Here is a 26,396-nt window from a genome sequence, read left to right on the forward strand (position 1 = left end):
CTGAGGCATAGTTCGTTTCAAAAACGTGCTGATGCTTTATGCGCTGGAGCGGGAGCGGCCTGGTACGTCAGCGCCGCTTTTTATGAGTCAGATCCGCGGCGGTTTTCTCCTTCGAGCGCTTTGATGGGTCCGATGTCTTGCGTGGTCTCAAGAGCGCCGAGGTAGTTGCCCGCATCATCACGGACGGCAAAATAGCGGACGTACAGAAACTTTCCCACGGCCTTGAACCAGAACTCTGAGACATCGCGCTTGCCGCTCTTGAACTCAGTTAAGATTCGCCGCACAACTTCTTGGCTTTTAGGCGGATGGCAGTCATACACATCACGACCAAGACAGCTCTTAGGACGCGGGAAGGCGCGGGTGTCTCCATGGCTGAAGTAGCGGGTCTTATCGTTGGCATCCACAAAGGTAATATCTAGAGGAATGGTCGCAAAAATGCCTTCAAGCTGAGCAAGAGTGAGCTCACCCGTGGACAGGCGAATCGTTCCATCTGGCGATGTAGCTGCATGAGAGGCTTCCTCTGAGCGATTGTCCGCGTAGTCGCCACTTGCCACGGCTTCCATCTCTTTGAGCTTGTCGTTTGCAAGCTCGAGCGGGTCTGCATGCCAAGCGGGAGGATTGACGCCAAAGGCGTGACCGAACTCATTTTCCTCTGCGGCAATTTGAGTCCATTGCGTCGCGGAGAGATGCTCAAGGGAGAGCGGAATCAAAACGTTTTCTTCCTTGCTTACCATAGACTCGGCGTCCTCAACGGCTTCGTCAAGATAGTCGGCTACACCTGATAAAAGCTGGGAGTCATATGTGCCGTAAGCGGTTTCAAGCAGAGCTTCGGCGCCGTGTACAGCATTTCTTACCTCGTCGTCTTTGCCCCACATGACTTTAGAGGGTCCGGTGATATCGTGACGCTCAAGGTGGGGAAAGAGCAGCTCTTCTTTGCGCTTGTAATGAATGAACACCTCGCTGAAAGTTGCTATATCGGCTTTCAAAAGAGCGACGATGCCACTGCGCTCATCTGCGGAAGCGGTGTCGGTTAGTGTACGGACTCGTCTGACATCGGGTTTTACGCGGTCATTGATGAACGACATGATGCGTTCGTTTTCCTGACGCATGGTCCATATGGGATGACCGGGCGTTTCTTCAGCGGCTCCGGTAGATACGCAAGAAACATGGCCTTCAAAGAGCGACGCATGAACATCACAGAGGCGAAGGACTTTCTCCATAGGGACACCGCCGGCGATAAGTTCCTGCTCAGCAGTGGAAATCTCGCCGCCAGAAACGTCTTTGAAGTTGCGGGCAAAGTCCTCGCGAACGCTTTCAATATCTTCACCGTCATTTAGGCGCTCCAGGTATTGGGCGATGAGAGCTTTGCGCTCTTCGGGAGTCTTGGCGAGAGGGATGTCATTTGCTGCGAGAGGCGCCTCGGCGGTACCAGCGGTGTCAGCGCCGTCTTTTTCGCTGGCGCCGGTGACAAAGGCCGCGGTGGCTTTAGCGGCCGCGACGACGGATGAGCCAAGATTGTTTTTATCCGCTACGTCCTCATCTCCTTTAATGACAAATCCATGGGCGCGAAAAACGTTTTTGAGTTCTTCAAGATCGACGCCCTTATGAGCGCAACCCTTGGGGATAGTCATAAAGCGACCCATCGTCTGCAGACGACCGGGCTCGGTGATTTCCTTAAATCCGTTGTCGGCCATAAGGCCTTTGATGACAGGAAACTCCGTGCAAATCTCATAGACGGACTTATCCAGATCCAAAACATTGCTCATGTGTACTCCTTTCGAGTGACTTGAGGCAGGCGGCTATCGGTTACAGCGTGCAAGCAGAATCGTATAGAGCCATACGCAAAAGTCTACTCCGGTTTACTTTATCGAGGAGCAGTTTGGCAGATTCTTACCGAGAAGAACGTTGTAATTACAACATTTTAGAGGATTTGACAGATATCGCTCTTTTTTGCCTGTTACGCAGCCTTTCCAAGTGTGAAGCGCAAAAGCACGGGATTATGATCGCTGTAGGCAAAGCCTGTATCAATGTTTTCTGCCTGTGCTTTCACGTTATCGGAAACAATCCAGCCGTCAACTGTGGTGGTGTAGGTGTGTCCTTTGGTATAGGGAATGTCGTCACCGCGGCAGCTGGGGACGTCGGCCAGATTATCGGCTTTAACTACGGAGAATCCTTCCGGCAAGTCGGAATCCTTGAGCTCAGCAACCCAATCTGGGACTTGTTGGTCGGATGGGTACAAAGAAAGGGAACCTGCAAGCGCGTGGTTCCAATCGCCGCCAGCGATGACGTAGTTGCCCTTGGCTCGTTCCTCGGTAAGAATATCCCGAAGCATGGCAAGTTGTTTGGCACGCATGGTGCCTCCGGCATCGTAAGCGGACATATGCGAGTTGATAAGTACCAGCTCGTGTCCGTCATCGGTGGGATAACGCGTGACCATAAAACAACGATCCAAATCAAAGAATTTTGCAAAGAATGACTGGTCAACAGGATAGCTACGCCGTGTGCTTTCTGTGGCTGCTACGCTAGAGAGGGTCATAAGACCCGCGTCCACGCTTCCGTGGAATTCAGGAATCGGGTAGGCAAGAAAGCCGGTATGGAAGTTTTGCGCGTAGTAGGAGGCGTCCTCAGAAAACTTTGAGTTTGTCGCCTGCACCTGATTAACGTGATAGCTCCTGTCAGAGTTTCTGTCTACTTCCTGAAAGAGCATAAAATCGGGAGCCGTCCCATTATGAAGTGAGGCAACAGTGTCAAGCGCGCCTTTGGTGCATGTCTCAACGGAATCTTTGCTGACTGCGCGGCCGTGCTCGCCTTTAGTGCGCGTTCCGTCAGCCATAATGCCCTCGTCCATAAAGAAGGTATAGTCGGGAGTGTAGGCGCCAAATCCAATATTGTACGTTGACGCGGTGTATTCTTTTCCAACCTCGACACGGGTAGTAGCAGGGGAGGCTCCGTCATTGGCAATCGATGTATTGTCAGGGATGCGATAGTAGTTAAGCTGCAGGTACAGAAGATATCCGCCAAAAACGAGTGCGATGGTGATACCAAGGCCAAGCAAGACTTTAAGAGTCCTCAGGACGTATTTTTTCATGTAGCCTCCTACGTGAGCAATGACACACTGTTATTTTTGCGTGACACAACGTGCTCTACACTGCTGCTATCTGCAAGGTATTCGTATCGTACGAGTTACATCATAGCGCGCTGCAACCATTTTGAGTGTGAAGGATCGTTGAGCGCCGCTCGCAAGACATAGTACGCTATGCTTTTACAGCGAGAAGTGCTTCTCGCCGTGCTGTCTATGAGTAAGGATTTTGGAATATATGCCGACCACCAACGTACAAAAGATTGCTAAGGGCCAAAAAAAATCCGGGTTTACGACGGAAGTGCAGTGTGTACATCAAGAGCTGTGGGCTTCCGAGAAAGACCCCGCATGGTTTACCTATGATGTGCTTGCTGAAGACCCGACAACGCACGCGCGCGCCGGCGTTTTCCATACGCCACATGGAGATATTCCCACGCCTATCTTTATGCCGGTCGGCACGAAGGCGACGGTCAAAGGTCTTTTGCCCGGCGTTGTTGAGAGCTTGGGAACCAAGATTTTGCTCGCCAATACCTACCATTTAAGCCAGCGGCCTGGCGATGAGCTTATTGCAGAGTTGGGGGGTCTCCACGCGTTCATGTGCTGGAACAAGCCAATTCTGACGGATTCCGGCGGCTTTCAAGTATTTTCGCACGAGGAATTTATGAAGCTCTCAAATGAAGGTGTGAAGTTTCGCGCGGTAGACTATGACGGCGCCTGGTCGTGGTGGACGCCGGAGACCAATATGCAGATCGCTCAAAATCTCGGCGCAGATATTGTTATGCAGCTTGATCAGTGCGTAGGTTACCCGTCGTCACGCAGTAAGGTTGAGCGTTCCGTTGAACTTTCCAGCCTGTGGGCGGATCGCTGTTTTCATGCTCATACAAGGCCGGACCAGGCGCTTTTTGGAATCGTGCAAGGTGGTATGCACCTTGATTTGCGCCGTCGTTCAATTGAGCACCTGGAGCAGGCGGGAGATTTTCCCGGATATGGTATCGGCGGCTATTCCGTAGGAGAGCCGCATAAGGTGATGTTTGAAACGCTTGAACCTTTATGCGCGGAGTATATGCCACGCACTAAGCCTCGCTATCTCATGGGCGTTGGCAATCCGACAACGCTGATACGCGGTGTGGCTGCGGGTATCGATATGTTTGACTGCGTGTTGCCCACACGGACGGCTCGCATGGGCACAGCGTTTTCATACGGCGGCCGCATGAATCTGAAGAACGCCCAATACGCTCATGACGCAGACCCTCTTGATGATCAGTGCAGCTGCCCGGTCTGCAGGGGAGGCTATACGCGCGCCTACCTTAATCATTTGGTACGCCAGCATGAGATGCTCGCCGGTGAGTTGCTCTCGATGCACAACATTTATTTCCTGCTTGATCTTATGCGCCGTGCGCGTGAGTCTATCCTTGCGGGGAACTATGGTGAATTCGTGACAAAATGGCTGGAGTCGGGCGCAGTTAAAGACTTCTGACAATGTGAGCTTGGCAGTGCGGGTACAATAGGGAGCGATAAACACGTGCGGGCGTCCAAGATGCCCCGGGCTGGCTTATGCCGCCATGACTAAAGAAGGCTTGTATGCATCCCGTTACCTGGCCGACAATCCCAGGCGCAGATACCCTTAGAGAGAAATGGGGCGTCGCGCATGGCTAATATTACTTCCAGTTCCCGTTGGAATATCCTGCCCCAAGATTCCAAACTTGAGCAGGAGTTTATTCAGAAGCTCTCCGTCAGCCCTTTGGTGGCGCGCGTTCTTGTTGCGCGCGGTTTTACTACGGTTGAAGCGGCTCAGGCGTTTTTGACGCCTCAGCTCGAACGAGACTGGCTTGATCCACTCACGATTCCTGGCATGGATGAGGTCGCCTCGCGTGTACAAAAGGCTATCGAAGAACATCAGCGTATTGCGGTATTCGGGGATTTTGATGTCGATGGCATGAGTTCTACCTGCCTTCTGACGCTGGCGCTGCGCACGTTTGGCGCTGAGGTCAGGCCCTACATTCCTCATCGTTTTGGCGAGGGATACGGTCTTTCTTCCAAGGCGCTTGAGCGGGTATTTGCCGATGGAGTCCCTGACCTTATTATTACCGTCGACAATGGAATTGCCGCAGCCGCAGAAGTTGAAGGGCTCCAAAGGCGCGGCGTCGATGTTGCCATCACCGACCATCATGAGCCGGCTGAACTCGTGCCCCAAGGGGTGCCGGTGACCGATCCCAAGCTGACAGCCGACTGTCCTTCTCGAGAACTTGCCGGTGCGGGTGTGGCACTCAAGCTCGTAGGAGAGTTGGGACGGCGCCTGGGGAAGCCTGATTTGTGGAAAGACTATCTTGATATTGCGACGCTGGGAACTCTTTCTGACATGATGCTTCTGAATTCAGAAAACCGCGCGCTTGTTGCGGCCGGTATCAGTCGGATACGCGAAGGCAAGAGACCGGGTCTCGTGGCTCTTGCGGCCATCTCAAACCAAAACATAGCAGAGATGACCGCCGACAGTCTTCCATTTTCTATCATCCCCCGACTAAACGCCGCAGGGCGCATGGGTTCTACAGAACTCGCGCTGTACCTGCTGTTGTCTGAGGATCCTCAAGAAGCGGCCATGCTTGCAGGCAAGCTTGAAGAGATCAATACCGACCGCAGAACCATTGAGTCCCAGCTGACTGAAGAGGCTCTTCTGCAGGCAAAAGAGATTTATGACGGCGGCCGCGCCATCGTTTTGGCAGGCGAAGGCTGGCATGAGGGTGTCAAAGGCATTGTCGCCTCCCGTGTGGTCAATCGCTACCATGTACCCTGCATCCTCTTTACCATTGACAACGGGATAGCCCGCGGTTCCGGCCGCTCCATCGGCTCGGTTGATCTTTTTCACGCGGTCGAGCAGTGCTCTGATTTGCTTGTTCGTTTTGGCGGGCACCAGGGCGCCGTTGGCGTTACGATACAAGCCGAGAAGCTCGATGAATTCCGCCGTCGCTTATCTGCGGTTCTCGCCCGTCTTCCGGAAGACGAATTTGAATTAACGGGAGAAGTGACTGCCTTAGTCAAGCTCTCCGAGATAAACGTCTCATCCATTGAGGCTCTCGAAGCTCTTCAACCCTTTGGACAAGGTAACAAGAAACCTCTCTTTGCTGTACAAGGCGTTTCTATGCGCAATCGTAATCGCGTTGGCGCGGCAGGAGTGCATCTTACGTTTATGGCAACTGACGGTTCCTCCTCAGTGGCTTCCATTATGTTCAGGGCTCCCCATGTTGAAGCCGCATCTGAATATGACGGCGCGGTTGACCTGGTTTTTGAAGCTGTCAGTGAAACGTGGCAGGGGCGCACCAAGCCAAAGCTCATGGTAAAAGACATCCTCTACCGGGATGATTCTCAAAATCCAGCTGAACGAGGATCCTTTTTATCTACAGACGAGCGTGCTCTTGTTACATCTGTACCGGATACAAACTGTACGGCTCAAGAGGAAAACGCGGGTGTCCAGAGACGGGCGGAACTTGCGCTGCTTGGCTCGCAAGAACTCACCGATACGCTTCGTCAGTTGTTGATTGGCAACGCCTCGCTTCTTCCGGCACAAAAAAGAACGCTTGACGTATTGGATGAGGGAGACTCTGCCTTGTGTGTTATGGCAACGGGTAGGGGAAAGTCTCTCATTTTTCATATCCATGCGGTCCGCCGAGCGCTTCTCGCCCATACTGCAAGCTTATTCGTATATCCGCTGCGGGCGCTCGTAAACGATCAGGCGTATCATTTTGAGAGCGCGTTTGCGACGCTCGGCGTTACGGCGGCAACCCTTACCGGTGAAACCGCGCAGGACGACCGAAAAAAGATCTTCCGGTCGTTAGCAGAAGGTTCTGTCGATGTCATTCTGACGACACCGGAGTTCCTCTCCTTTCATGGAGCGGAATTCGCCGAAGCAAAACGCGTTGGTTTTGTGGTTATCGATGAAGCTCACCATATTGGTCAGGCGGCAGCGGAAGGGCGCCATGCCTACGCTAAGATGCCTCTCATCTTGCAGCAACTTGAGCATCCGCAGGTTCTGGCTCTTACCGCAACCGCGAAATCCGATACCGCCAAGACTATCTGCCACCTTTGTGCCATTTCTGAAAACTATGTCATCAAGGACGCGACAGTCAGAGACAATCTTCGTCTGAGGGACGCCCGCGAAATACAGGACAGAGAAGCGGCTCTTACCTGTATTGTCGCTTCTGGCGAGAAGTGCGTCGCATACGTCAATTCCCGCGAACAGGCGCAGTCAATCTGCCGTATGCTCCGTCATGCTATCCCTGACATGGGGTATGAAATCGCGTTTTATCATGCAGGACTGTCTCGTCAAACACGCGCCGCCGTCGAGCGCGCGTTCAGAAAGGGAGAAGTTACATGTGTTGTGGCAACCAGCGCGTTTGGTGAGGGTATCAATGTCGCCGACATCCGCCATGTTGTCTTGTACCATCTGCCGTTCGGACGTGTCGCATACAATCAGCAAAGTGGCCGCGCCGGTCGTGACGGACAGCCTGCCCATATACACCTGTTCTTTGGTGCTCATGACATGCGCATTAACGAACGCATTCTGTCATCTTTCGCGCCGGATCGCGCCGCGCTCATACCGGTGTACCGTGCGCTTATGACGCTGTTCCGCCGCGCACAAAAGACCAGCTCAACCCTTCAGGCGTCAGATGAAGAGATAGCCTCTTGTGCCTGTGAGATTGAGCCGCGGTGCAAAGCTGACGCAAACAGCGTCGCCTGCGCGCTTGACATCTTTTGCGAACTTGGCTTTCTTACTTTGCAAGGCTTTGACGCAAAGCGTAACATTTCAATGAATCCTGTAGCGGCACCTATGGATTTGTATGCTTCAACTCGATATGCTGAAGGCTTGAAAACGCGGGAATCGTTTGAGGCGTTTGCGCAATGGGCGCTTTCCGCGTCACCGGACGAGTTGCTCGGTGCTGTGAACAAGCCCATTTTTCCTGATTTTGGTGAAGAGGTTGACGGAGGGGAGGATGTTTCACATGGGTGAACAAAAGACTCCGCATGAGCATGTAGAGCAGAGGTCATCGGCAGGACAGAGCAAAGAAGCGACAGCTGCAAAGACTCGTTCTGTTCCTGGCGCCGATAATTTCAGGCTGCTTGAAAATGCTTGCCGCACCTATCTCGTTCCGGAATCTTGCGAGAAGATCAACAATGCCTATCGTTTTGCCGCTGAGTACCATAAAAACCAGCGCCGCCGCTCCGGAGAACCCTACATCAATCATCCGGTTGAGGTGGCGCTCATATTGGCGCAAGATCTCCACATGGATGAAGATACTATCTGCGCTGCCCTCTTGCATGACACCGTTGAAGATACGTCTGCCACACTGTCAGAGTTGACGGTGCGTTTTGGCGAGCAGGTCGCTGAACTTGTCGATGGCGTCACCAAGCTTACCTCCATTGAGGTCTCCTCTATGGACGAAAAGCAGGCGTTGAATCTCAGAAAAATGTTTCTCGCCATGTCGAAGGACATTCGCGTAGTCATTATTAAGCTCGCTGACCGTCTGCACAATATGAGGACGCTGGCGGCTTTGGCTCCCGACAGACGTCTTTTCAAAGCGCGCGAAACCATGGACGTATACGCGCCGCTTGCTGACCGTCTTGGCATTTCATCAGTAAAATGGGAGCTTGAGGATTTGTCTTTCTTCTGGCTTGAGCCCGAAGAATACCAGCGCATTGCTCGCATGGTGCAGGATTCCCGCGCGCAGCGCGAGGACGATACCAACGCAGCAATCAAAACGCTTACGGATGAGTTGGACTCTGTTGGTCTGAAAAACTTCCAGATTACCGGACGCCCCAAGCATCTGTGGTCGATTTATCAAAAAATGGTGCGTAAGGGTCGGGAGTTTTCCGACATTTACGATCTTATCGCTTTGCGCGTCATCACCCAGTCGGTGCGCGACTGCTATTCGGTGCTCGGAGCTGTGCACTCACTGTGGCATCCGTTGCCCGGCCGCTTTAAGGACTATATCGCTACGCCTAAGGCAAACCTGTACCAGTCATTGCATACTACAGTCATCGGTCCCGATGGGCGTCCCATTGAGATTCAGATTCGCACGGCTGAGATGCACGAGGCTTCCGAATACGGTATCGCCGCGCACTGGCTCTATAAGAAAGAAGGCAATTCCAAGGGTCAGATGTCGTCTGAAGATCGTATGGTCAACTCGACTATCAACTGGATTCGCCGCAGTCTTGACTGGGCGGTTGAAGACGATATCGACAATCCGCATGAATTTCTCAATGATCTTCGCGTTGACCTTTTTGAACACGAGATCTTTGTATTTACGCCGAAAGGTGAGGTTATTAGTCTGCGGCGCAATTCGACGCCCTTGGATTTCGCGTATGCAGTCCACACGGAAGTCGGCAATCATTGTGTTGGCGCTAAGGTCAACGGATCGGTCGTTCCGCTTACGCATACGCTTGAGATAGGCGACCGCGTTGAGATACTCACCAACAAAAACGCGCGTCCTTCTCGCGACTGGATGACGCTTGTACAAACGCCATCTGCTCGCGCTAAGATCCGCAAGTATTTCGCGGAAGCGTCAAAGTCTGACGATACCGAACGCGGTCGTTCGGAACTTGCAAAAGAGCTGCGCAAGCGCGGATACGGCATCTCAACCATGCGTACCACTAAGGCTCTAGCCAAGGTGATTGAGCAATTCGACTATCATACGGTCGATGATTTGTTTGCCGGCATCGGAGCGGGCAAGTGCTCTATTAAGCAGGTAGTCAACAAGGTCAGCGAAATTCTCGAAGAGGGAACTCCTGAAGCGCTTGCGCAGGCGGAGCGCGAACGCGAACAGCGCGCCGCCAAAGAAAAGGCGCTCCTGCAGAACAAGCCGCTTACGACCGCCTATGCCATTTCTCGGACTTCTCGTGACAACAAGCGCAAGCGCAACAATTGCGGTGTGGTGGTACAGGGAGATTCCGATCTTTTGGTACATCTTGCGCATTGCTGCAATCCTGTCGCGGGAGACGATATCGTTGGCTTTGTAACCCGGGGGCGCGGCGTTTCGGTGCATCGCGCAAACTGTCCCAACGTGCGCGACCTTCTGACCGAGAAAAACGCCAACCGAATTATCGACGTCGCATGGGATACGTCCGGCGCGACCGAGTTTCGTGTTGAGATTGTTGTGGAAGCAACCGACCGCACAAGCCTGCTGAAAGACATCACCATAGCCTTGTCGGATTCAGGCGCGAACATCCTGTCCGCGGCAACGCAAGTCGGCGGTCAGGGCATTGTGCGCATGCGCTTTTTGGTGGCCATTTCTGACGCCAGCCTTCTGGATACGCTTCTTGCGGCCGTGGCGCTTGTACCTTCAGTTTATGACGCGCGCCGTATTATGCCTGGTGAAGGCGCTAATCAAATGAAGAAACGGAGAGGTTGATGGCACAATCCACTCAGATGAGCGGCCACGGTTGCTGTGGTGGACATGAAGAGCACGGGCACCGAGAAGAACATGAGTGCTGCGGCGGCCACGAGGGTCATGAGGGTTCTTGCTGCGGCGGCCATGAGGAGCATCACCATGGTGGAGGCTGCTGCGGTGGTTGCGGGCATCATCATGATCGAGTAGGCGTTTTTCGCGTTGGTCCGCTTGAAACGAACTGTTATGTGTATATATCTGGCGATGACTGCATGGTCATTGACCCGGGCGCTTCAGGAGCCAAGATTGCCTCGCAGCTTGTAGGTCTCAATCTCAAATATATTGTAGCAACGCATGGACACGCCGATCATGTAGGGGGCGTAAAGACTCTTAAGCTGGCTGCGGGTGGAACCTATCTCATCAATCAAGAAGATGACGAGCGCGCTCGCCACGCCTCTGAAAGCAATCCTGTATATGATGACGCTCCCAATCCAGACGGGTATCTTGCGGAAGGGGATACGCTTGAAATTGGCACGGCGACGTTTCGCGTCATGGAAACGCCCGGCCATACGCCCGGCGGCATTTGCCTTGTGGGTGGCGGCACGGCAAAAGGAGCCGTTTTTGTTGGAGATACGCTCTTTCAAGGTTCAGTTGGTCGGACAGATCTTGAAGGGGGAGACGCAACGATTCTGGCAGCATCTTTGTATCGCCTGACGCATGAGCTTGATCCTACGTCTCTTATTCTTCCGGGGCATGGTGCGCAGACCGAACTGGCTCAAGAGATTGAACAAAATCCGTTTCTCTCGTAAAAACGAGTGAAAACTCTTGCAAAAACGTTTCTTTCGCAAGACAAGCGCGCATGAGACTGGTATAGTACCCATGCGTAAGTTTTGGCCCGAGTGGCGGAATTGGCAGACGCGGGGGTCTCAAAAACCCCTAAGGGCAACCTTGTGTGGGTTCAAGTCCCACCTCGGGCACCATCTTACGAGAGGAAGAGCGCGCATTTGCATGCTCTTCTCAGCACCTTTTGTGAGATGTTTTCACAAGTCGTTTTATGGCTTGCATGGATGCCTGCGCAGAGGTATCCTGTTCAGGTGCTTTTTGAAGCGGGACTGAGCGTGAGTCCCCACCTACACGGCGCATGTTGCAGCTGTCTGGTCAGACAATTTAGATTTCAGCCGTCATTTGACTGTTGCCTTGTCTCCCAGATGCCTTTGTGCGCTGGGATTTTTTATTGCGGTAGCTTGAGCAGCTATCGCGCGAAGGGAAGGTGTAGAAGATAGCCAAGAACGATGGACCTCGCATTAATGAGGAAATTACCGGCCGCACGTGTCGTCTGATTGATGCTGACGGAAGCCAGCTCGGACTCTTTGGCGTACATGACGCGCTGAGGCGGGCACGTGAGCACGGAATGGATTTGGTAGAGATCGCTCCAAATGCCGAACCTCCCGTATGCAAGATTCTGGATTACAGCAAGTTCCGCTACGAGCAGGATCGAAAGGCCAAAGCCGCCCGTAAGAACCAGGTCAAAATTGAGGTCAAGGAAATGAAGTTCCGCCCCAAGATTGACGTCGGCGATTACGAGACCAAGAAGGGACACGTCCTTCGGTTCTTGAAGAAGGGCGCACGCGTTAAGATCACAATCATGTTCCGTGGTCGCGAGATGGCTCACCCCGAGCAGGGACGTCTGGTTCTTGATCGTCTTGCAGAAGATCTGAAGCCGTACGCTACTATCGAGCAAAAGCCGCTCATGGAAGGCCGTAATATGCACATGCTCGTCGCGCCGATTAAGGGCGCATTTGACGAGAAACCCGAAGGTGCCGCAGAGAGCACTGACGCCGCAACAAAGGAGAATTAGTATGCCTAAGATGAAAACACACAAAGGATCGGCCAAGCGTTTCCGCCGTACTGGTACGGGCAAGATTATGCGTGCCAAGGCCTTCAAGAGCCACATCCTTACCAAGAAGTCCCAGAAGCGCATTCGCGGTTTCCGCAAAGAAGCCGTCCTTTCCGCTGCCGATACGGCCGTGGTTTCTCAGCGCATTGGCGCCAAGAACTAACGCGTCGCACATACTGATAACATTACTGATACTGTCAACAAGGAGTTGATGAGATATGGCACGAGTTAAGCGCGCAATGGCCGGTCGCAAGAAGCGTCAGACGCTTGTCGAGCGTACTAAAGGTTACTATGGAGTTCGTTCCCGCACGTTCCGCGGCATGAAGGAGCAGGCGCAGCATTCCGGCCAGTATGCCTATCGTGATCGCCGTAATAAGAAACGTGATTTCCGTGCGCTGTGGATTCAGCGCATTAACGCCGCGGCGCGTCTGAATGATCTTTCATACAGCAAGTTTATGCATGGCCTGAAAGTGGCCGGCGTTGAGCTCGACCGTAAGGTCCTCGCTGAGATTGCCTACACTGATGATCAGGCGTTTACTGACCTTGCCGAAGTCGCGAAGAAGGCGCTTGCTGAGTAGTCAGCGATGCTGCACCGCGCTCGATAAGGCATGTTGCGATACACTACAACATACCAGAATATACTAAGCATACATGTAAATCCCATCGGCCTTGCCGGTGGGATTTTCTTAGTGCATGCTATTATTCTGAAATCCTCATGCGCATCGGTGCGGGCCTAGGTGACACCAAGACACCTGTATTCGAGCAGGGGCGGGGAAGTGTAGAGTAGGAAAGTATGACGGGTGGAGGAAGGCATGACGTACAGGAAAGCGAAAGCATGATGGGCAGGGAAGCATGACAAAGAGAAAAAGTCCCATGCGCTCACGCTTTGATGATATGCGCGACAGCGCTAAGCGCGCAATCCTGTATGGCATCGGCATCGTTTTAGCGATAGTCTTTGTGAGGCTGGCGTTTGCCTATGCGCTTATACTTCCTCGGCTTGTCATCGCCCGCTTTACGTCTGATTTGTTGGGAACAGGACTCATACTTGTCGTCATCGTACTTTTTGTCGTCCTAGCCTTGCTGCACAGACGTAAGAACTGAAGAAAGATTAGTCCTTTTTATCAGCTTTGCTTTTTTGGGGACTTATCACCATGATGAATGCCGGCGGCTTCTTCAAGCTCTTCAACACGCTCATGCTCGCGCTCATGGAGCTGTTCAATCTCAGCTTCGAAGTCGGGGTCAGCTGGGGTAATAAGTTCGTCTTTGCCGGTTCCGGGGTCGGTGTGATGAAGCAGCACCGGCTCAAAGAGGTGGAGATGCTTCGCGAATACGGCAGACATTGCAAGCAGCATTAAGAAAATAGCAATACGAGGCAGGGCATTTACCTGCGTCATTATGAGCGACCCAATGCAGAGAAGACCGGTCCAGCCGTATATGACACAGACAGCCTGGCGCTGGTTGTAGCCGGCGGCAATAAGCCTGTGGTGGATGTGGCCACGATCGGCGGTAGCAAAGCTTACATGAGCGCGGGTGCGTCTTACGATAGCGGAAAACGTATCAATGATGGGGATACCGGCGACCACAAGAGGCACGATGATGGTAGTAAGTCCCGCAATTCTCGTGACGGAAAGCAGCGATATGGTGCCAAGGGCAAAACCAAGCGTCAGCGCGCCTGAGTCTCCCATAAAGATAGTTGCCGGATAGAAATTATGTACCAGAAAGCCCAAGGTAGAGCCTGCAACGGCAAGGCTTAAGGCAGCGGCGTCAAAGCGCCCTGCCCACATGGAAAGTACAAACATAGTGCTTGAAGCGATGCAGGAAACACCGGCGGCCAGACCGTCGAGTCCATCGATGAGGTTGATGATGTTTGTCCATGCGACAAGATAAAGCACGGTGGCGGGGTAGGTAAGCCAGCCCAATGAGATAAAGTTTCCGCTGCTCAGCGGATCAGCGACCTTACCGATAACAAGTCCGCCGGCGGCTGCGAGACAGGCCGCTAGTACCTGACCGGAAAGTTTTTGCAATGGTTTGAGAGAAATAATGTCGTCTACAAGACCGGTGGTAAAAATGATAACAAAAGCAAGGCCCAGAAGATATACATTGACATTTTTATCAAAGCGACCGTTTTTACCGAGCACTATGAGGTAGAGAACTAGCGCCCCGATAAGACCAACGAACAAGGCGACGCCTCCCATGCGGGCTACAGGCTTTTTATTGACGCGGCGCCGATTTGGTTTGTCGATAATACCGAGATTCCAGGCAAGTTTTCGCACGAAAGGAGTAACAATGCAGGAGAGCAGCGTGGCAACGAGAAAGACCCCAAGCAGCAGCAACCAAAGGTCCACGCCAAGCCCCTTCCATTCCAACAAAAACAGCATTTAACTGCTAAAACTCACATCCTATTAATTTTCTCATGTAATAGAAACAAGTCAAGACTTTATTAAATCGTAGAATTTTATATAGTGAAGTTGTCCCTTCTCCGCAGCCAAAACTGGGTGAACCGACAAGTTTTACGAGGGAGCCTGATTCCCGTGCTAGTACAGGTATTCTCCGTTGTTGAGAAAGCTGGAAAAGACGGGTGCGGCACCCACCTTATGAAGGTGGGTTCATAATATGGCTGCGGGGAAGGTTTTTTTTGGGTTCTTTGAGCTTATTTTTAAGGTATGTCCGTATATGCGTTGACATGACTCCAAAGAATCGCCACAATACGATATGCACTTGCGTGCGGATTGCCGCGTGTTGGTTCTTGTGGCACGTATGCAATGTGCAGTATGAGTTGGGGATATAGCTCAGTTGGGAGAGCGCTGCCTTCGCAAGGCAGAGGCCGAGGGTTCGAATCCCTTTATCTCCACCAGGCAACGTTCACGCGCAGCGCTTCTCGCCTGCGCGTTTTTTGTACGACGAGAGCCCATCGGGTTCATGGGAGCTCATGGGTTTATTGGTGGTAAGGCAGGGTTTGTATTACACAATGGATGCAGCATCGCACAATGGACATATACGTCGGGCATTAGGGCAAGGTCTGCCTAGCGCTCACTACGCTGCCTATGATGCGTGTACGCTGTGTCCTCGTCGTTGTCGCGCCAAGCGCAATGAAGGTAAAGCGGGGTTTTGCGGCGCGTCGAGCACTATGCGCATTGCCCGCGCCGCCTTGCATTTCTGGGAGGAGCCCCCTCTGTCAGGAAACTCAGGGTCGGGGGCTGTGTTTTTTACGGGATGCCCGCTTCGGTGTGTGTTCTGTCAAAATCATCAAATCTCTCAAGAAGGATTTGGACTGGCGGTACCTGTGGAGCGGCTCGCGCAGATAATGCTCGAACTGCAAGACCAAGGGGCGCTTAATATCAACCTTGTTACGCCCTTGCATTTTGCGCCGCAGATTCGCGAAGCTGTTCTCGCTGCCAAACAAGCTGGACTCATGCTTCCTGTCGTATGTAATACTTCGGGATATGAACTTGCGCAGGTGGTGCGCGCTATGGCCGATGTCATTGATATCTGGCTTACCGATTTCAAATATGCTGACGCTGCTCTCGCGCAAGAGCTCTCATACGCTCGGGACTATCCTGAGGTGGCAGCCGCGGCGCTGGAAGAGATGTGTGACCTTTTGCGCTCACGCGGAGGACGCAATGTGAATGCGGATGGCAGCATGCGACGGGGCATTATCGTGCGTCACCTCGTGCTTCCCGGGCATGCTGACGATTCGTGCAGGGTGCTTGACCGCGTATGGGATATCTGCGCTAATGAGGTTGATGTGTCTATCATGAATCAGTACACACCCAACGAGCGCTGTCGCAAAGCCAAGGGATCTCTTGCCCAAACGCTCTCTGATGAAGAGTATGAAATAGTTATCTGTCATGCTGATGACCTTGGCTTCGAGAAAATCTGGTGGCAGGAGGGAGGCACAGTGTCTGAAAGTTTTGTGCCAGCCTTTGACGCCACAGGTGTTGAGGGCCCGTCCCTTTTGGATTCCGGATGCCGTGCTGTCGATGCCGAGAAGCCCGATGCGAAAAAGGAGTAAGTATGTCCGGTGATATGAATCCTCTTTCCGAGGAGGAGCGCGCTGAGCTGGAGCGGCTCAGACAGGAGAAGCGCGTCCGCGAAGAGGCCAGGCGTAACGCCGCTGAACGCGCGGAGCTGGAACAGCTTCGCGCCGAACGTACATATCGTGAGCATGAAGTTGGAAAAGCTCGCCAAAAAGATCAGCAGATTGCGCAGGCTCGCGCACGCGGAGCGCGCCTTATGCAGCCGGATGAGGATGATCTTAAGATGCCGCTTGGGCAGAAGATTGTCATACTCTCTGTAGTTCTTATCGCCATACTTTTCTTTATTGCGTCATACGTAGTACGATAACGGGCAACTTGCAGCGTTACTATGGAAGCCCACCTGAGGGGGACTGAGCATTATGTCATTGACTGATCGCACCAAGCCGTCGGACGTGTGTCTGAACACGGATCTCTACGAAATTACCATGGCGCAAGGCTATTGGGAATCGGGTATGGTGGACAATGAAGCTTGCTTTACCGCGTTTTTCCGCGAGAACCCTTTCAACGGCGGGTACGCTATTGCCTGCGGCATCGGTCAAGTTGCAGAGCTTGTGGAAAACTTCGTGTTTGAAGATGACGATATCAACTATCTTTCCGAGGTTCCTTCTCCCGGAGGAGGCAAACTTTTTAAACCTGAGTTCCTTGAATTTCTGCGCAACCATCGCTTGAATCTCACCATTGACGCCGTTCCTGAGGGAGAAATTGTTTTTCCGCGCGAGCCCATGGTGCGTGTGATGGGTCCTATCATCGACTGTCAGCTCATTGAGACCGCCCTTTTGAATCTTGTGAATTTCCAAACGCTGGTTGCCACCAAGACCGCTCGCGTGATTCGAGCGGCTCAGGGCAATCCTGTTTCGGACTTTGGTCTTCGCCGAGCTCAAGGTCCTGACGGTGGCCTTGCCGTGGCGCGCGCATCCTACATCGCTGGCGCTTCAAGTACGTCAAACGTGCTTGCCGGAAAGATTTACGGTATTCCGGTGTTCGGCACACATGCTCACTCGTGGGTCATGTCGTTTCCTACCGAGCTCGACGCTTTTCGCGCCTTCGCCTGCTCATTCCCAAAGAACTGCGCGCTTCTTCTGGATACCTACGACGTTCATGAAGGCATCAAAAACGCCATTATTGTGGGCAAAGAAATGGAAGCGCGTGGCGAGAAGCTTGGCGCTATTCGCATCGATTCGGGAGACCTCGCAAAGCTGGCAAAGGAGACCCGCGCCGCCTTTGATGAGGCCGGCCTTCCTTATGTAAAAATTTCCGTATCCAACGATTTGGATGAATATACTATCCAATCGCTGTTCGCGCAGGGAGCTCCCATTGATTCGTTTGGCGTAGGTACCAAACTTGCTACCTGCGACCCGCAGCCCTCCTTAGGCGGCGTCTACAAACTGACTGCCGTCCGCGATGACAAAGAAGAGCACTGGAAGCCGGTCATCAAACTTTCCGAAATGGCGTACAAGCGCACTATCCCCGGTATCCAGCGCATCCGTCGCTATTACGACGCAAATGGCTGCCCTGCGGGCGATATGATTTATGACGAAGCGACGCTTACATCCCGCGACGCTCAGCCGTCTGTGGCTGTCGCCGATATTCTCGATCCCTACTCTACGCATAAGCTTGTCGGCACTTCTCACGAACTTATGGCGCGCGTGGTGGAGGAGGGCGTGCGCTTTGGAGAGGCGGAAACCATTGAAGTGGCGCGCGACCGCTGCCATAACGCGCTCATGCACCTGGACGCCGCTTATACGCGTTTCTTAAATCCTCAGGTGTATCCTGTCGGTCTTGAGAGAGGTCTTGCAAACTTGCGTCATGAACTTGCGGTGGAGCATGTTCATGCCGCCACAGCTACCAGCGAATAAGTGGTACAATAACCGGCCGATTGCCAACAGAAAAACGCGTGGGCGATTGGATGCGATTCCATCTTCGGATCCGTATATGTTGAGGGCGTTTTGACACAAGGAGTTTTTATGCGCGAGAAGATCGAGCAACTGGTACGTGCAGCATTAGCAGATGCGCAGAAAGCAGGGGATTTACCTCAGTTTGAGGTGGAAGAACTCGGTCTTGAGCGACCGGCTGATGCCGCTCATGGCGATTGGACTTCTGCCGTTGCTATGCGTTCCGCTCGCCTTGCTCATAAATCTCCGCGTGATATCGCGGCGGCAATCGTGGCGCACATGCCAAAAGATTCTGAGATTGAGCGCGTAGAGATTGCCGGCCCGGGATTTGTGAACTTCTACCTTTCGACCGCCGCGGGCAATGAGATTTTCCGCACCATCCGCAATCAGGGTTCAGAGTTCGGCAAATCAGATTTTGGCAAGGGCACCAAGATTCAGGTGGAATACATTTCCGCTAATCCCGTCGGCCCGCTCCATGTTGGCCACGGCCGTTGGGCGGCTCTGGGCGATTCGCTATGCCGTGTGTTTGCGCACGCCGGTTATGACGTCGAGCGTGAGTACTACATCAACGACCACGGCTCTCAGATGGATGTCTTCGGCTCTTCCATCTCAAAGCGCTATCTTCAGTTGGATGAGATTGTCTCTCAGAAGGGCGTGGCGTTTCAGGAGGCCTATCAATTGCTCCTTGACGACCGCGAAGCGTTTATTGAGGACGAGGACGACTCTCGTCCTGAGACCCATCCGTATATGGACGCTTTCAACGAGTCGCTCGGCGGCAACGCCTATGGCGGCGACTACATTATTGACCTCGCAAAACATTTCTACGAAGAAGACGGAAACGCTTGGGCAGACGCTCCCGAAGAAGATCGCATGGCCGATTTCCGCGAGCGCGGCTACAAGCTGATGCTTGATTCTATTCGAGCAACGTGCCATAACGCCCGCTCCGACTTTGATGTATGGTTCTCTGAGCGCTCGCTGTATGCGCCCGATGAAAACGGCAAGTCCGCTGTTGACCGTGCCCTTGAGACCCTTGATACCATGGGATATCTCTATCACGAAGACAATGCTCTCTTTTTCCGCTCCACCAAGTTTGGTGACGATAAGGACCGCGTGCTCATAAAGTCTAACGGGGAGTATACGTATTTCGCCTCCGACGTGGCCTATCACTGGAATAAATTCCAGCGCGTCGATCATGTCATTGATATCTGGGGAGCCGATCACCATGGCTATATCCAGCGCGTTGACTCCGCCTGCACGGCGCTTGGCTATCCCGGACAGTTTGAGGTTCTTCTCGGCCAGTTTGTCAATTTGCTGCGCAATGGAACTCCCGTCAAGATGTCTAAGCGCAAGGGGACCGGTATTCCCTTTGACGAGCTGCTCAGTGAGGTAAGCGTAGACGCGACGCGCTATACGCTGATGTCAAAATCGTCCAACCAGATGATTGATTTCGATATCGAGCAGGTCAAGCGTCAAGACAGTTCAAATCCCGTGTATTACGTACAGTACGCCCATGCGCGCATTTGCTCCATTCTTCGTCGTGGCGCCGGTGTTTCTTTGGACGAGGCACGTGAGCTCGGTATGGATAAAGTTGCTGAACAAGCCATTGGTGACACGTACGACTTGAGTCTTCTTTCCGATCCCACTGAGCTGGCGCTTTCCCGCAAGCTCTCTGAATTCCCAACGCTTATTGAGAATTGCGCTCGGGATCGCGCGCCGTTCCGCATCACGCACTATATCGAGGAGCTTGCCTCTGATTTCCACGGATTCTATACGGTCTGTCAGGTGCTTCCTTCCGAAGGTCGTCCCATTGACGAGGAGCTTTCTCGCGCTCGTTTGGTGGCGTGCGACGCGACGCGTAGAGTGCTTGCGCTGGCGTTGAATCTCATCGGCGTGAGCGCCCCCGTGAGTATGTAGTGAGCGTGTAGTTACAATTTTCAACACGATAATTCGGCGAACGGTAAAAGAATAAAAAAGATAGTTACGTCATTTTTATTCACAGTAGTTAAGAAACGGGCTTATGGCAAAAAACTTCATGTCATAAGCCCGTAATTATATGCATTGCAGAACTTGAAAACTATTGTTGTATTCCCATGTAATCTACTATGTTTTGGGAGTATACTAAGCATGTGAACATAAATAGCTAATCGTTCGGGCATAGAACGGAGGTCTAAGATGGAGCTTCGGGAGTACATGTCCATCCGCAGATCCTACAACCTGGTGAGAAGATCTGTTCCAGCAAACAGACGTTTAACATTTGAAGAATTTGCTATTTTATGTCGTTTGAATGTAAGAAATCTTTCAATCAAGACGTCCGAGATTGCTGAGTACCAAGGGGCGCTTCGCCCAACTATTACGCATCGCACCTCACACTTAGCGAAGCTTGGATATATTAACCGTAAAGAAGGCTCCGATGACAGGCGCAACGTGGTGTGCGAGCTTTCCGAAAGAGGCCGCACAGCCGTTTTTGACCTAGCTCGCCTTACCTGCGCCCGCATTGCTCCGGGGCAAGCTCTTTCGCGCACATCAGCAGAACGAATCTGCATGTATGTTGACGCTATGGGGTCTGTGTTTTGCCGTGCGGGAGATTTGGTTCTTTTGTGCCTGCAAGATGCTCCCAAAGGTACCCTTACGGTAAACGAACTCGTAGAAGAGCTTGGGTTGCTTCAGCCTACCGTGTCGATGTCAATTACATCTCTTGCCGGCGAAGGTCTTATTCAGAGATTGAGGAATCACGCTCTTTCGCGCCGCACTACTACCGTTACTCTTACCGAAGAGGGGAGGAAGGAGGCACGTGCACTTCGCCAGCAAATATCTCGGCTGGTAGTTAAAAGGAAGGCGCGCGTTAGCGTCTAGTGTACATTTCCCCCAGTGTATACAGAGCTAGCGTCTTACATGCCCGTTTTGTGTCCAAAATTTGTTTTTGGATGCAAGACGGGCACAATCGTGCTATAGTCACTCTGTTCGCAGAAATTTTTACGAACTTATCGCGCTTTATATGCGTTTTATTCTCTCGCATGTGAAAAAGAGATTAATGAGTATGTATTTTGGATTAAAAATAGAGAGGCATAGTGTATGACGGATGAAAATCCCGTTTCTGCCCCAGAGTCTGCTGATGAGCCGGTAGTTACTCCTAAGCGTCGTCGTGGCCGCCCTCGTAAATCGGAGGTTGCGGCACAAACCGAACCCACTTTGACAGAAGAAGTGAAGCCTCGTCGTGGCCGTCCGCGCAAGAGCAAAACTGAAGTTGCGGATTCTTCTGCCTCTACAGTTTCCGATACCCCCGCAGTACCTAAGCGTCGCCGCGGCCGTCCGCGTAAGAGCGAGACCGAAGCTGCCGCTCGTCTTAGCGAAGCAGACGCTTTGGAGTGTAGCGGCTCCGCTGAGACGGCACCTGCTGTAGAGACAGCTGATACACCAACTGCTACAGAAGCACATGCATCCGCATCCGTAGCTTCGGAGTCTTCTGATAAGAGCGCCACAAAGTCCGCTTCTGTGGCAGCAGCACCCAAGCGCCGTCGCGGCCGTCCGCGCAAGAGCGAATCGGTTGAAGAAGAAATGAACCGTCTTGTTTCTGAGGCAAGCGTTGCAAGTTCCGAGCCGACGGCTCAACCGGTGACAACGATTGCAGCAACAGAAACGGAAACCGGATTAGACGAATCCGGCAGCCCTTCTGCAACAACTTCTATACGAGTGCATCGCCGTCATACCAGTGATAGTCGCGACAGTGGTGACAGTCAGCAACAGGGCAAGGGCGTTGTACGCGAGAATTACCGCGACCGTCGCCAAAATAACCAGCGGAATAACAAGCGCCGCCCTCAGACTCCTTCCGAACCGTCTCTTACCCGCGAGATGCTTGAGGGAATGAAAGTTGCCGAACTTCGCACAAAGGCTGCCGAGTATGGCCTTACATATCTAGGCGTTCGTAAACCCGATCTCATTGAAATGATATATAGCGCCGCTGCAGCTGCAGAGGGTTTCCGTACTGTCGAAGGAATTCTCCAGATTGGTCCTGAAGGATACGGCTGGGTGCGTACGGGCAATTACATGGAGGGAGACGATGACGCCTTCGTCCATCAGCAAATCATTCGCTATTTAGGGCTTCGTCAGGGAGATAAGATTACCGGTACGGTTGGCCCTGGCCGCTCCAATAGCAAATATCCGCCGCTGCACCGCGTTTTGTCGGTCAACGATGGACCGGTTGAGAACCTTAAGGCGCGTCCGCGTTTCCGTGATTTGACGCCGATTTTCCCCGATGAACCGCTGAAGCTTGAACATGGTAAGAATTCCATTACCGGACGAGCCATCGACCTCGTCGCTCCTATCGGCAAGGGTCAGCGTGGCCTTATTGTGTCGCCGCCAAAGGCAGGTAAAACAACTATCTTAAAGAAGATCTGCCAATCCATTTCGGAAAACAATCCTGAAGTTTATCTCTTCTGCCTTCTTGTGGACGAGCGTCCCGAAGAAGTAACCGATATGGAACGCTCTATCAAAGGAACGGTAGTTGCTTCAACCTTTGATATGCCTGCGGAGAATCACACGGCCGTTTCCGAGCTCGTGATTGAGCGGGCAAAGCGCCTTGTAGAACAGGGAAAGGACGTCGTCGTTATTCTCGATTCCATTACGCGTCTTGCGCGTGCGTACAACCTTGCTATTCCTGCTTCCGGCCGCATTCTTTCAGGAGGTGTTGATTCTGCAGCGCTGTATCCGCCAAAGAAATTTTTGGGCGCGGCACGCAATATTGAAGGCGGAGGTTCGCTGACCATTATCGCATCGGCGCTCGTTGATACGGGATCAAAAATGGATGAGGTTATCTTTGAGGAGTTCAAGGGTACCGGCAACATGGAGCTTAAGCTTGATCGCGATCTTGCTGATCGCAGAATCTTCCCGGCAATCGATCCTGTCGCTTCCGGTACGCGCAATGAAGATTTGCTCATAAAGTCTGATTACCAGCCTCTTATTTGGGGCTTGCGCCGCTCGCTTGCCAACATGCCTACCACTGAGCGGGCTACCAGCGCGCTCATCAAGGGGCTTCAGCAGACCTCGGATAATGAGGACTTCCTTATCCGTTCGGCAAAAAGGGCCGCTGAGCTCGCGTAATTTCGTATTTTGGCGCATAGGTAGCGTATTTTCGGCAAAGAGAAGTTTATAGCGAGAAGTCTTTGGGCGTGTTTGCCTGAGGGCTTCTCGCATATACGTCTCATTTTTGCTCAGAAATGATGAGCCTTAGAGATTTTTGCTTTTCGTGATGATTTTTGTAAAAGATGGCGCACGACCGATAAAAGTACGCTATAGTGCAGATAGCATAAATGCTGCAACGGATACACGAAGATAAGACGAACCCCATGCCGTTGCATACATATGTGAGACCCAGGGATGCTTGGGTTGATTATTCTGTATGTATAAGGGTCATCGTCTTTCTTCCGCTTTATGTAGCGTGTAGGAGGAGCTTGTATGACAAAGCGTAGAAATCCAGCCGTTATAGCTGGCCTTTTAGGAGGATTGGCGCTGGCGGTAACGCCGGTCTCTGCGCATGCCGCCACGTTTGACTCCATTGATTCTCCGGCGCTTTTTATCGCTGCCTGCGTGGTCGGCGGCCTTTCCTTTGTGGGGATGATTTCAGGGATTTCATGGCTTATTGCCAATCACAGGCAGCAGAGGCAGGAACAGAGAAGGCTTTCATGTGAGGGCGAGTCGGCTTCTCAGTACGAACGGCAGCATTCTCATACGATCAACGATAACAATAAAAGCAAGATAATCTTTGTTGATACCACTCATTCGTCGCTTGCGGAATACAAACCGCGCCACATGCGCGCTTTAGAGTGGAACGCGACGGGCGCTATTCGTGTTCAAAAGGTCGCAACTGCTCCGAAGCCGGCGCGTGCTCCCTTGCCGGTTCGTGCCAAGAGTCAGCCAACGGTCAAAGCTCATCGCAAAGCAGCGCATGCGGCAAAAGACTATGAGCAAGTTGCGGAAAATTACCTGAACCTCCTCTCGTTTCGAGAGCGTATGGCTTCTCGCGCACGCGGCGCCGCCGACGTGTTGCGGGAGCGTTTAAGCGGAAATCCGATGGAAGGGTTACCAGTTATTCCGCGCGCGGACGGTACGGTCGGTGATGTGGGGACAAGCTGGTGGACCGCGGGCGTGGGAGAACAAAACATTACCCATGACTTTGGCATCACAGCAATCGAAGCCGAAGCAATTCCTGACAGCTTTGCTGCAACAAAATTCGAGAATTCCATTTCAGCCGTGGGCACATCTTCGGATATCTCCGAGCGTATTGCCTTTGTTGACCAGGGAATATTCCCAGAAAAAAGGACGGTTTCGGAGCTGTCGCATAAAGATGATTGGGAACTTGCGCTCGAGGCGCTTGATAAGAAGCTTTCCGTCAATCCTGCAGGCGTTATCCGCGATCCCATTGAAGTGATTCCAAACAATCAGGTTTCGCATGTGAGCGCTCCCTCTCGAACAACAGGGTCTTTAAAAATTGAAGCAGCGACTCATGTTGATAAGCTTTTCGCTGATATCGAAGAAGAAATGCGTAAGGATGCCGCCAAGGAAGAGCAGCGTCCGACACGCGAGCTGTTCCGCCTGATTGATGGTGGCACTAACGCGCTGAAACGTATTCCTACGCCGGCGGAAAGCGCCGCTGAGGCCGCTGCAGCGAAAGCATCTGCGCAGGCAAGCGCATCCTTCTCGCAACAAGAAGGCTCGTATCGCCCAAGGCACTTCTCGCCGGCTCCGCTTCGCGCGATTGAAGCGTAGAGACAAGCTCTCAAAGGTTCGCAAGCAGAAAAGTTACAAAAAGAAAAACTTACCCGTGTTGTGTCCGGCTAGCGCGCGGCGCAGCCCTACACTTTCCCGATACAGTAAGTCGCCGTAGAGCGATGCGGCAGGTTACAGCAGATTGGGAAGGGGTTATAAGCATGGCGGACGCATATATGTCGCGACGGTATTTTTTGGGGACGGCGGCATCTCTTGCGGCCTCACTGGCGCTTGCCGGATGCGACGCGCAGCCGGTTGACGACAAGCATGTCCGCGTCGGTGTTATGGGCCCCTTCACGGGCGATGTTGCTCAATATGGAATTGCCGTTCGCAGCGGTATTTTGTTGTACTTCAAGCAGTTTAACGAGCAAGGAGGAGCCAACGGCAAATGCGTTGAGCCGATTGTCGAAGATGAGAAGGGCGACGCGACAGAAGCGATTCTTGTATACAACAAACTGCTTGACGAGGGTGTGAGTGCCATTATCGGCGACGTAACCTCAACGCCCACTATCGCGCTGGCTCAAAAGTCAGTTTTGGATACGATACCGTGTGTGAGTGCTTCAGCTACCGCGGGTGATGTAGTTGTTTATGGTAACAACATGTTTCGCGTCTGCATTACCGACCCTTTTCAGGGGCGTGTTATGGCGGAGTTTGCCCACAAGCAAGGCTATACGAATGTGGGAACTATCTTTAACTCCGGCGGTGATTATGAAACCGGCGTAAGTGAGGCATTTGTCAAGCATGCTGAAGAGCTTGGGATAGAAATTTCCTCGCAGCAGGGATATCCGCAGGGCGCGGTCGACTTTAATGCGCAGCTTACAACTATCATTTCCAAACATCCCGACGCTATTTTTTGTCCTAATTATTACCAAGATGACGGCAAAATCGTGACGCAGGCCCGGCAACTCGGGTATACCGGCGTTATGCTGGGGTCTGACGGCTGGCCCAATATCATCGGGGGAGAGCAGGACTATGCTTCTCCAGCGGATCTGAATAACTGTTTCTATAATTCGTCTTTTGTGGCGTCAAATAAAGACGAGAAGGTCACGAAGTTTGTTGACGCCTATCAAAAGGAATACGGCTCTGCTCCGACCAACTTCTGTGCGCTTGGCTATGATGCGGCCATGATTATGTGCCAGGCAATTTCTCGTGCTGAGCAATCGGGGCAAAAAACCGGATCAAAGCCATATCGAGAAGCGATTATCCACGCAATTGCCTCGGAGAAAGTTGACGGCGTTACAGGCACCATTTCGTATAACGGTACCGGCGACCCCGTAAAATCGACGCTCATTATTGCCTTTCAAGACGGCAATGAGGTTATTTACGACACCATCAATGGCTAGGGAGTGAGAT

General features: G+C 52.6%; 19 protein-coding genes and 2 tRNA genes. 18 read left to right on the forward strand and 3 right to left on the reverse strand.

The features are described 5' to 3' along the window. Positions 1-80 precede the first annotated feature (80 nt). Both QM016_RS00085 and QM016_RS00090 read right to left on the reverse strand, forming a co-directional pair. Positions 81-1,766: a DUF438 domain-containing protein gene (locus QM016_RS00085; protein ID WP_282709727.1), complete on the reverse strand. Its 1,686-nt coding sequence runs from the start codon at positions 1,764-1,766 to the stop codon at positions 81-83. A 191-nt stretch (positions 1,767-1,957) separates the two neighbouring features. Continuing rightward, positions 1,958-3,088, reverse strand: coding sequence for a hypothetical protein (locus tag QM016_RS00090; protein ID WP_016477146.1), 1,131 nt, complete (start codon positions 3,086-3,088; stop codon positions 1,958-1,960). A 229-nt stretch (positions 3,089-3,317) separates the two neighbouring features. Here QM016_RS00090 and tgt point away from each other — a divergent pair, with 229 nt between their 5' ends. The 9 genes from tgt to QM016_RS00135 all read left to right on the forward strand — a co-directional run bounded on the left by tgt (position 3,318) and on the right by QM016_RS00135 (position 13,453). Further along, positions 3,318-4,556 carry a tRNA guanosine(34) transglycosylase Tgt gene (gene tgt, locus QM016_RS00095; RefSeq protein WP_016477145.1) on the forward strand — a complete coding sequence of 413 codons (1,239 nt, stop codon included), beginning with the start codon at positions 3,318-3,320 and terminating at the stop codon, positions 4,554-4,556. 171 nt (positions 4,557-4,727) lie between these two features. Then, positions 4,728-8,081, forward strand: a complete 3,354-nt coding sequence (recJ, locus tag QM016_RS00100; RefSeq protein WP_282709729.1) for a single-stranded-DNA-specific exonuclease RecJ — start codon at positions 4,728-4,730, stop codon at positions 8,079-8,081. Then, complete coding sequence (locus QM016_RS00105) at positions 8,074-10,479, forward strand: bifunctional (p)ppGpp synthetase/guanosine-3',5'-bis(diphosphate) 3'-pyrophosphohydrolase (protein ID WP_282709730.1); 2,406 nt, start codon at positions 8,074-8,076, stop codon at positions 10,477-10,479. Before recJ ends, QM016_RS00105 begins: the two co-directional genes overlap by 8 nt. Further along, positions 10,479-11,264: an MBL fold metallo-hydrolase gene (locus QM016_RS00110; RefSeq protein WP_282709733.1), complete on the forward strand. Its 786-nt coding sequence runs from the start codon at positions 10,479-10,481 to the stop codon at positions 11,262-11,264. The genes QM016_RS00105 and QM016_RS00110 overlap by 1 nt, the downstream gene beginning before the upstream one ends. 84 nt (positions 11,265-11,348) lie before the next feature. Next, positions 11,349-11,435: transfer RNA gene (locus tag QM016_RS00115), tRNA-Leu, on the forward strand. Between the two features lie 299 nt (positions 11,436-11,734). Continuing rightward, positions 11,735-12,313 (forward strand): translation initiation factor IF-3, encoded by a 579-nt coding sequence (gene infC, locus QM016_RS00120; protein WP_282711434.1) that lies wholly within the window; start codon positions 11,735-11,737, stop codon positions 12,311-12,313. Position 12,314: 1 nt separating this feature from the next. After that, positions 12,315-12,515 (forward strand): 50S ribosomal protein L35, encoded by a 201-nt coding sequence (gene rpmI / locus QM016_RS00125; protein ID WP_016477140.1) that lies wholly within the window; start codon positions 12,315-12,317, stop codon positions 12,513-12,515. A gap of 55 nt (positions 12,516-12,570) precedes the next feature. Continuing rightward, positions 12,571-12,930, forward strand: coding sequence for a 50S ribosomal protein L20 (gene rplT, locus QM016_RS00130; RefSeq protein ID WP_016477139.1), 360 nt, complete (start codon positions 12,571-12,573; stop codon positions 12,928-12,930). A 274-nt stretch (positions 12,931-13,204) separates the two neighbouring features. Continuing rightward, complete coding sequence (locus tag QM016_RS00135; RefSeq protein ID WP_156825446.1) at positions 13,205-13,453, forward strand: hypothetical protein; 249 nt, start codon at positions 13,205-13,207, stop codon at positions 13,451-13,453. 20 nt (positions 13,454-13,473) lie between these two features. On the opposite strand, the gene QM016_RS00140 is transcribed toward QM016_RS00135, so the two are convergent. Beyond that, complete coding sequence (locus tag QM016_RS00140) at positions 13,474-14,697, reverse strand: MraY family glycosyltransferase (RefSeq protein WP_282709734.1); 1,224 nt, start codon at positions 14,695-14,697, stop codon at positions 13,474-13,476. Between the two features lie 433 nt (positions 14,698-15,130). Here QM016_RS00140 and QM016_RS00145 point away from each other — a divergent pair. From QM016_RS00145 to QM016_RS00185, 9 genes are all read left to right on the forward strand, one after another. Further along, positions 15,131-15,206: transfer RNA gene (locus QM016_RS00145), tRNA-Ala, on the forward strand. A gap of 114 nt (positions 15,207-15,320) precedes the next feature. Continuing rightward, positions 15,321-16,364 (forward strand): radical SAM protein, encoded by a 1,044-nt coding sequence (locus QM016_RS00150; protein ID WP_282711435.1) that lies wholly within the window; start codon positions 15,321-15,323, stop codon positions 16,362-16,364. Between the two features lie 2 nt (positions 16,365-16,366). Continuing rightward, positions 16,367-16,696 carry a hypothetical protein gene (locus QM016_RS00155; RefSeq protein WP_016477135.1) on the forward strand — a complete coding sequence of 110 codons (330 nt, stop codon included), beginning with the start codon at positions 16,367-16,369 and terminating at the stop codon, positions 16,694-16,696. A gap of 52 nt (positions 16,697-16,748) precedes the next feature. Next, positions 16,749-18,245 (forward strand): nicotinate phosphoribosyltransferase, encoded by a 1,497-nt coding sequence (locus tag QM016_RS00160; RefSeq protein WP_282709735.1) that lies wholly within the window; start codon positions 16,749-16,751, stop codon positions 18,243-18,245. A 108-nt stretch (positions 18,246-18,353) separates the two neighbouring features. Then, on the forward strand, positions 18,354-20,195 hold the full coding sequence (gene argS / locus QM016_RS00165; RefSeq protein ID WP_016477133.1) for an arginine--tRNA ligase: 1,842 nt from the start codon (positions 18,354-18,356) through the stop codon (positions 20,193-20,195). A gap of 258 nt (positions 20,196-20,453) precedes the next feature. After that, entirely contained in the window at positions 20,454-21,134 is a 681-nt protein-coding gene (locus QM016_RS00170; RefSeq protein WP_282709736.1) for a MarR family transcriptional regulator, read from the forward strand. A gap of 219 nt (positions 21,135-21,353) precedes the next feature. After that, on the forward strand, positions 21,354-23,378 hold the full coding sequence (rho, locus tag QM016_RS00175) for a transcription termination factor Rho (RefSeq protein ID WP_282709737.1): 2,025 nt from the start codon (positions 21,354-21,356) through the stop codon (positions 23,376-23,378). A gap of 354 nt (positions 23,379-23,732) precedes the next feature. Next, complete coding sequence (locus QM016_RS00180; protein ID WP_282709738.1) at positions 23,733-25,043, forward strand: hypothetical protein; 1,311 nt, start codon at positions 23,733-23,735, stop codon at positions 25,041-25,043. Positions 25,044-25,204: 161 nt separating this feature from the next. Next, the gene (locus QM016_RS00185) at positions 25,205-26,386 is read left to right on the forward strand and encodes an ABC transporter substrate-binding protein (protein ID WP_282709739.1); all 1,182 of its coding nucleotides are present in this window, start codon (positions 25,205-25,207) and stop codon (positions 26,384-26,386) included. The last annotated feature ends 10 nt before the right edge of the window (positions 26,387-26,396 follow it).

It is taken from the genome of Lancefieldella sp. Marseille-Q7238 (assembly GCF_949152215.1).
GTDB lineage: Bacteria > Actinomycetota > Coriobacteriia > Coriobacteriales > Atopobiaceae > Lancefieldella.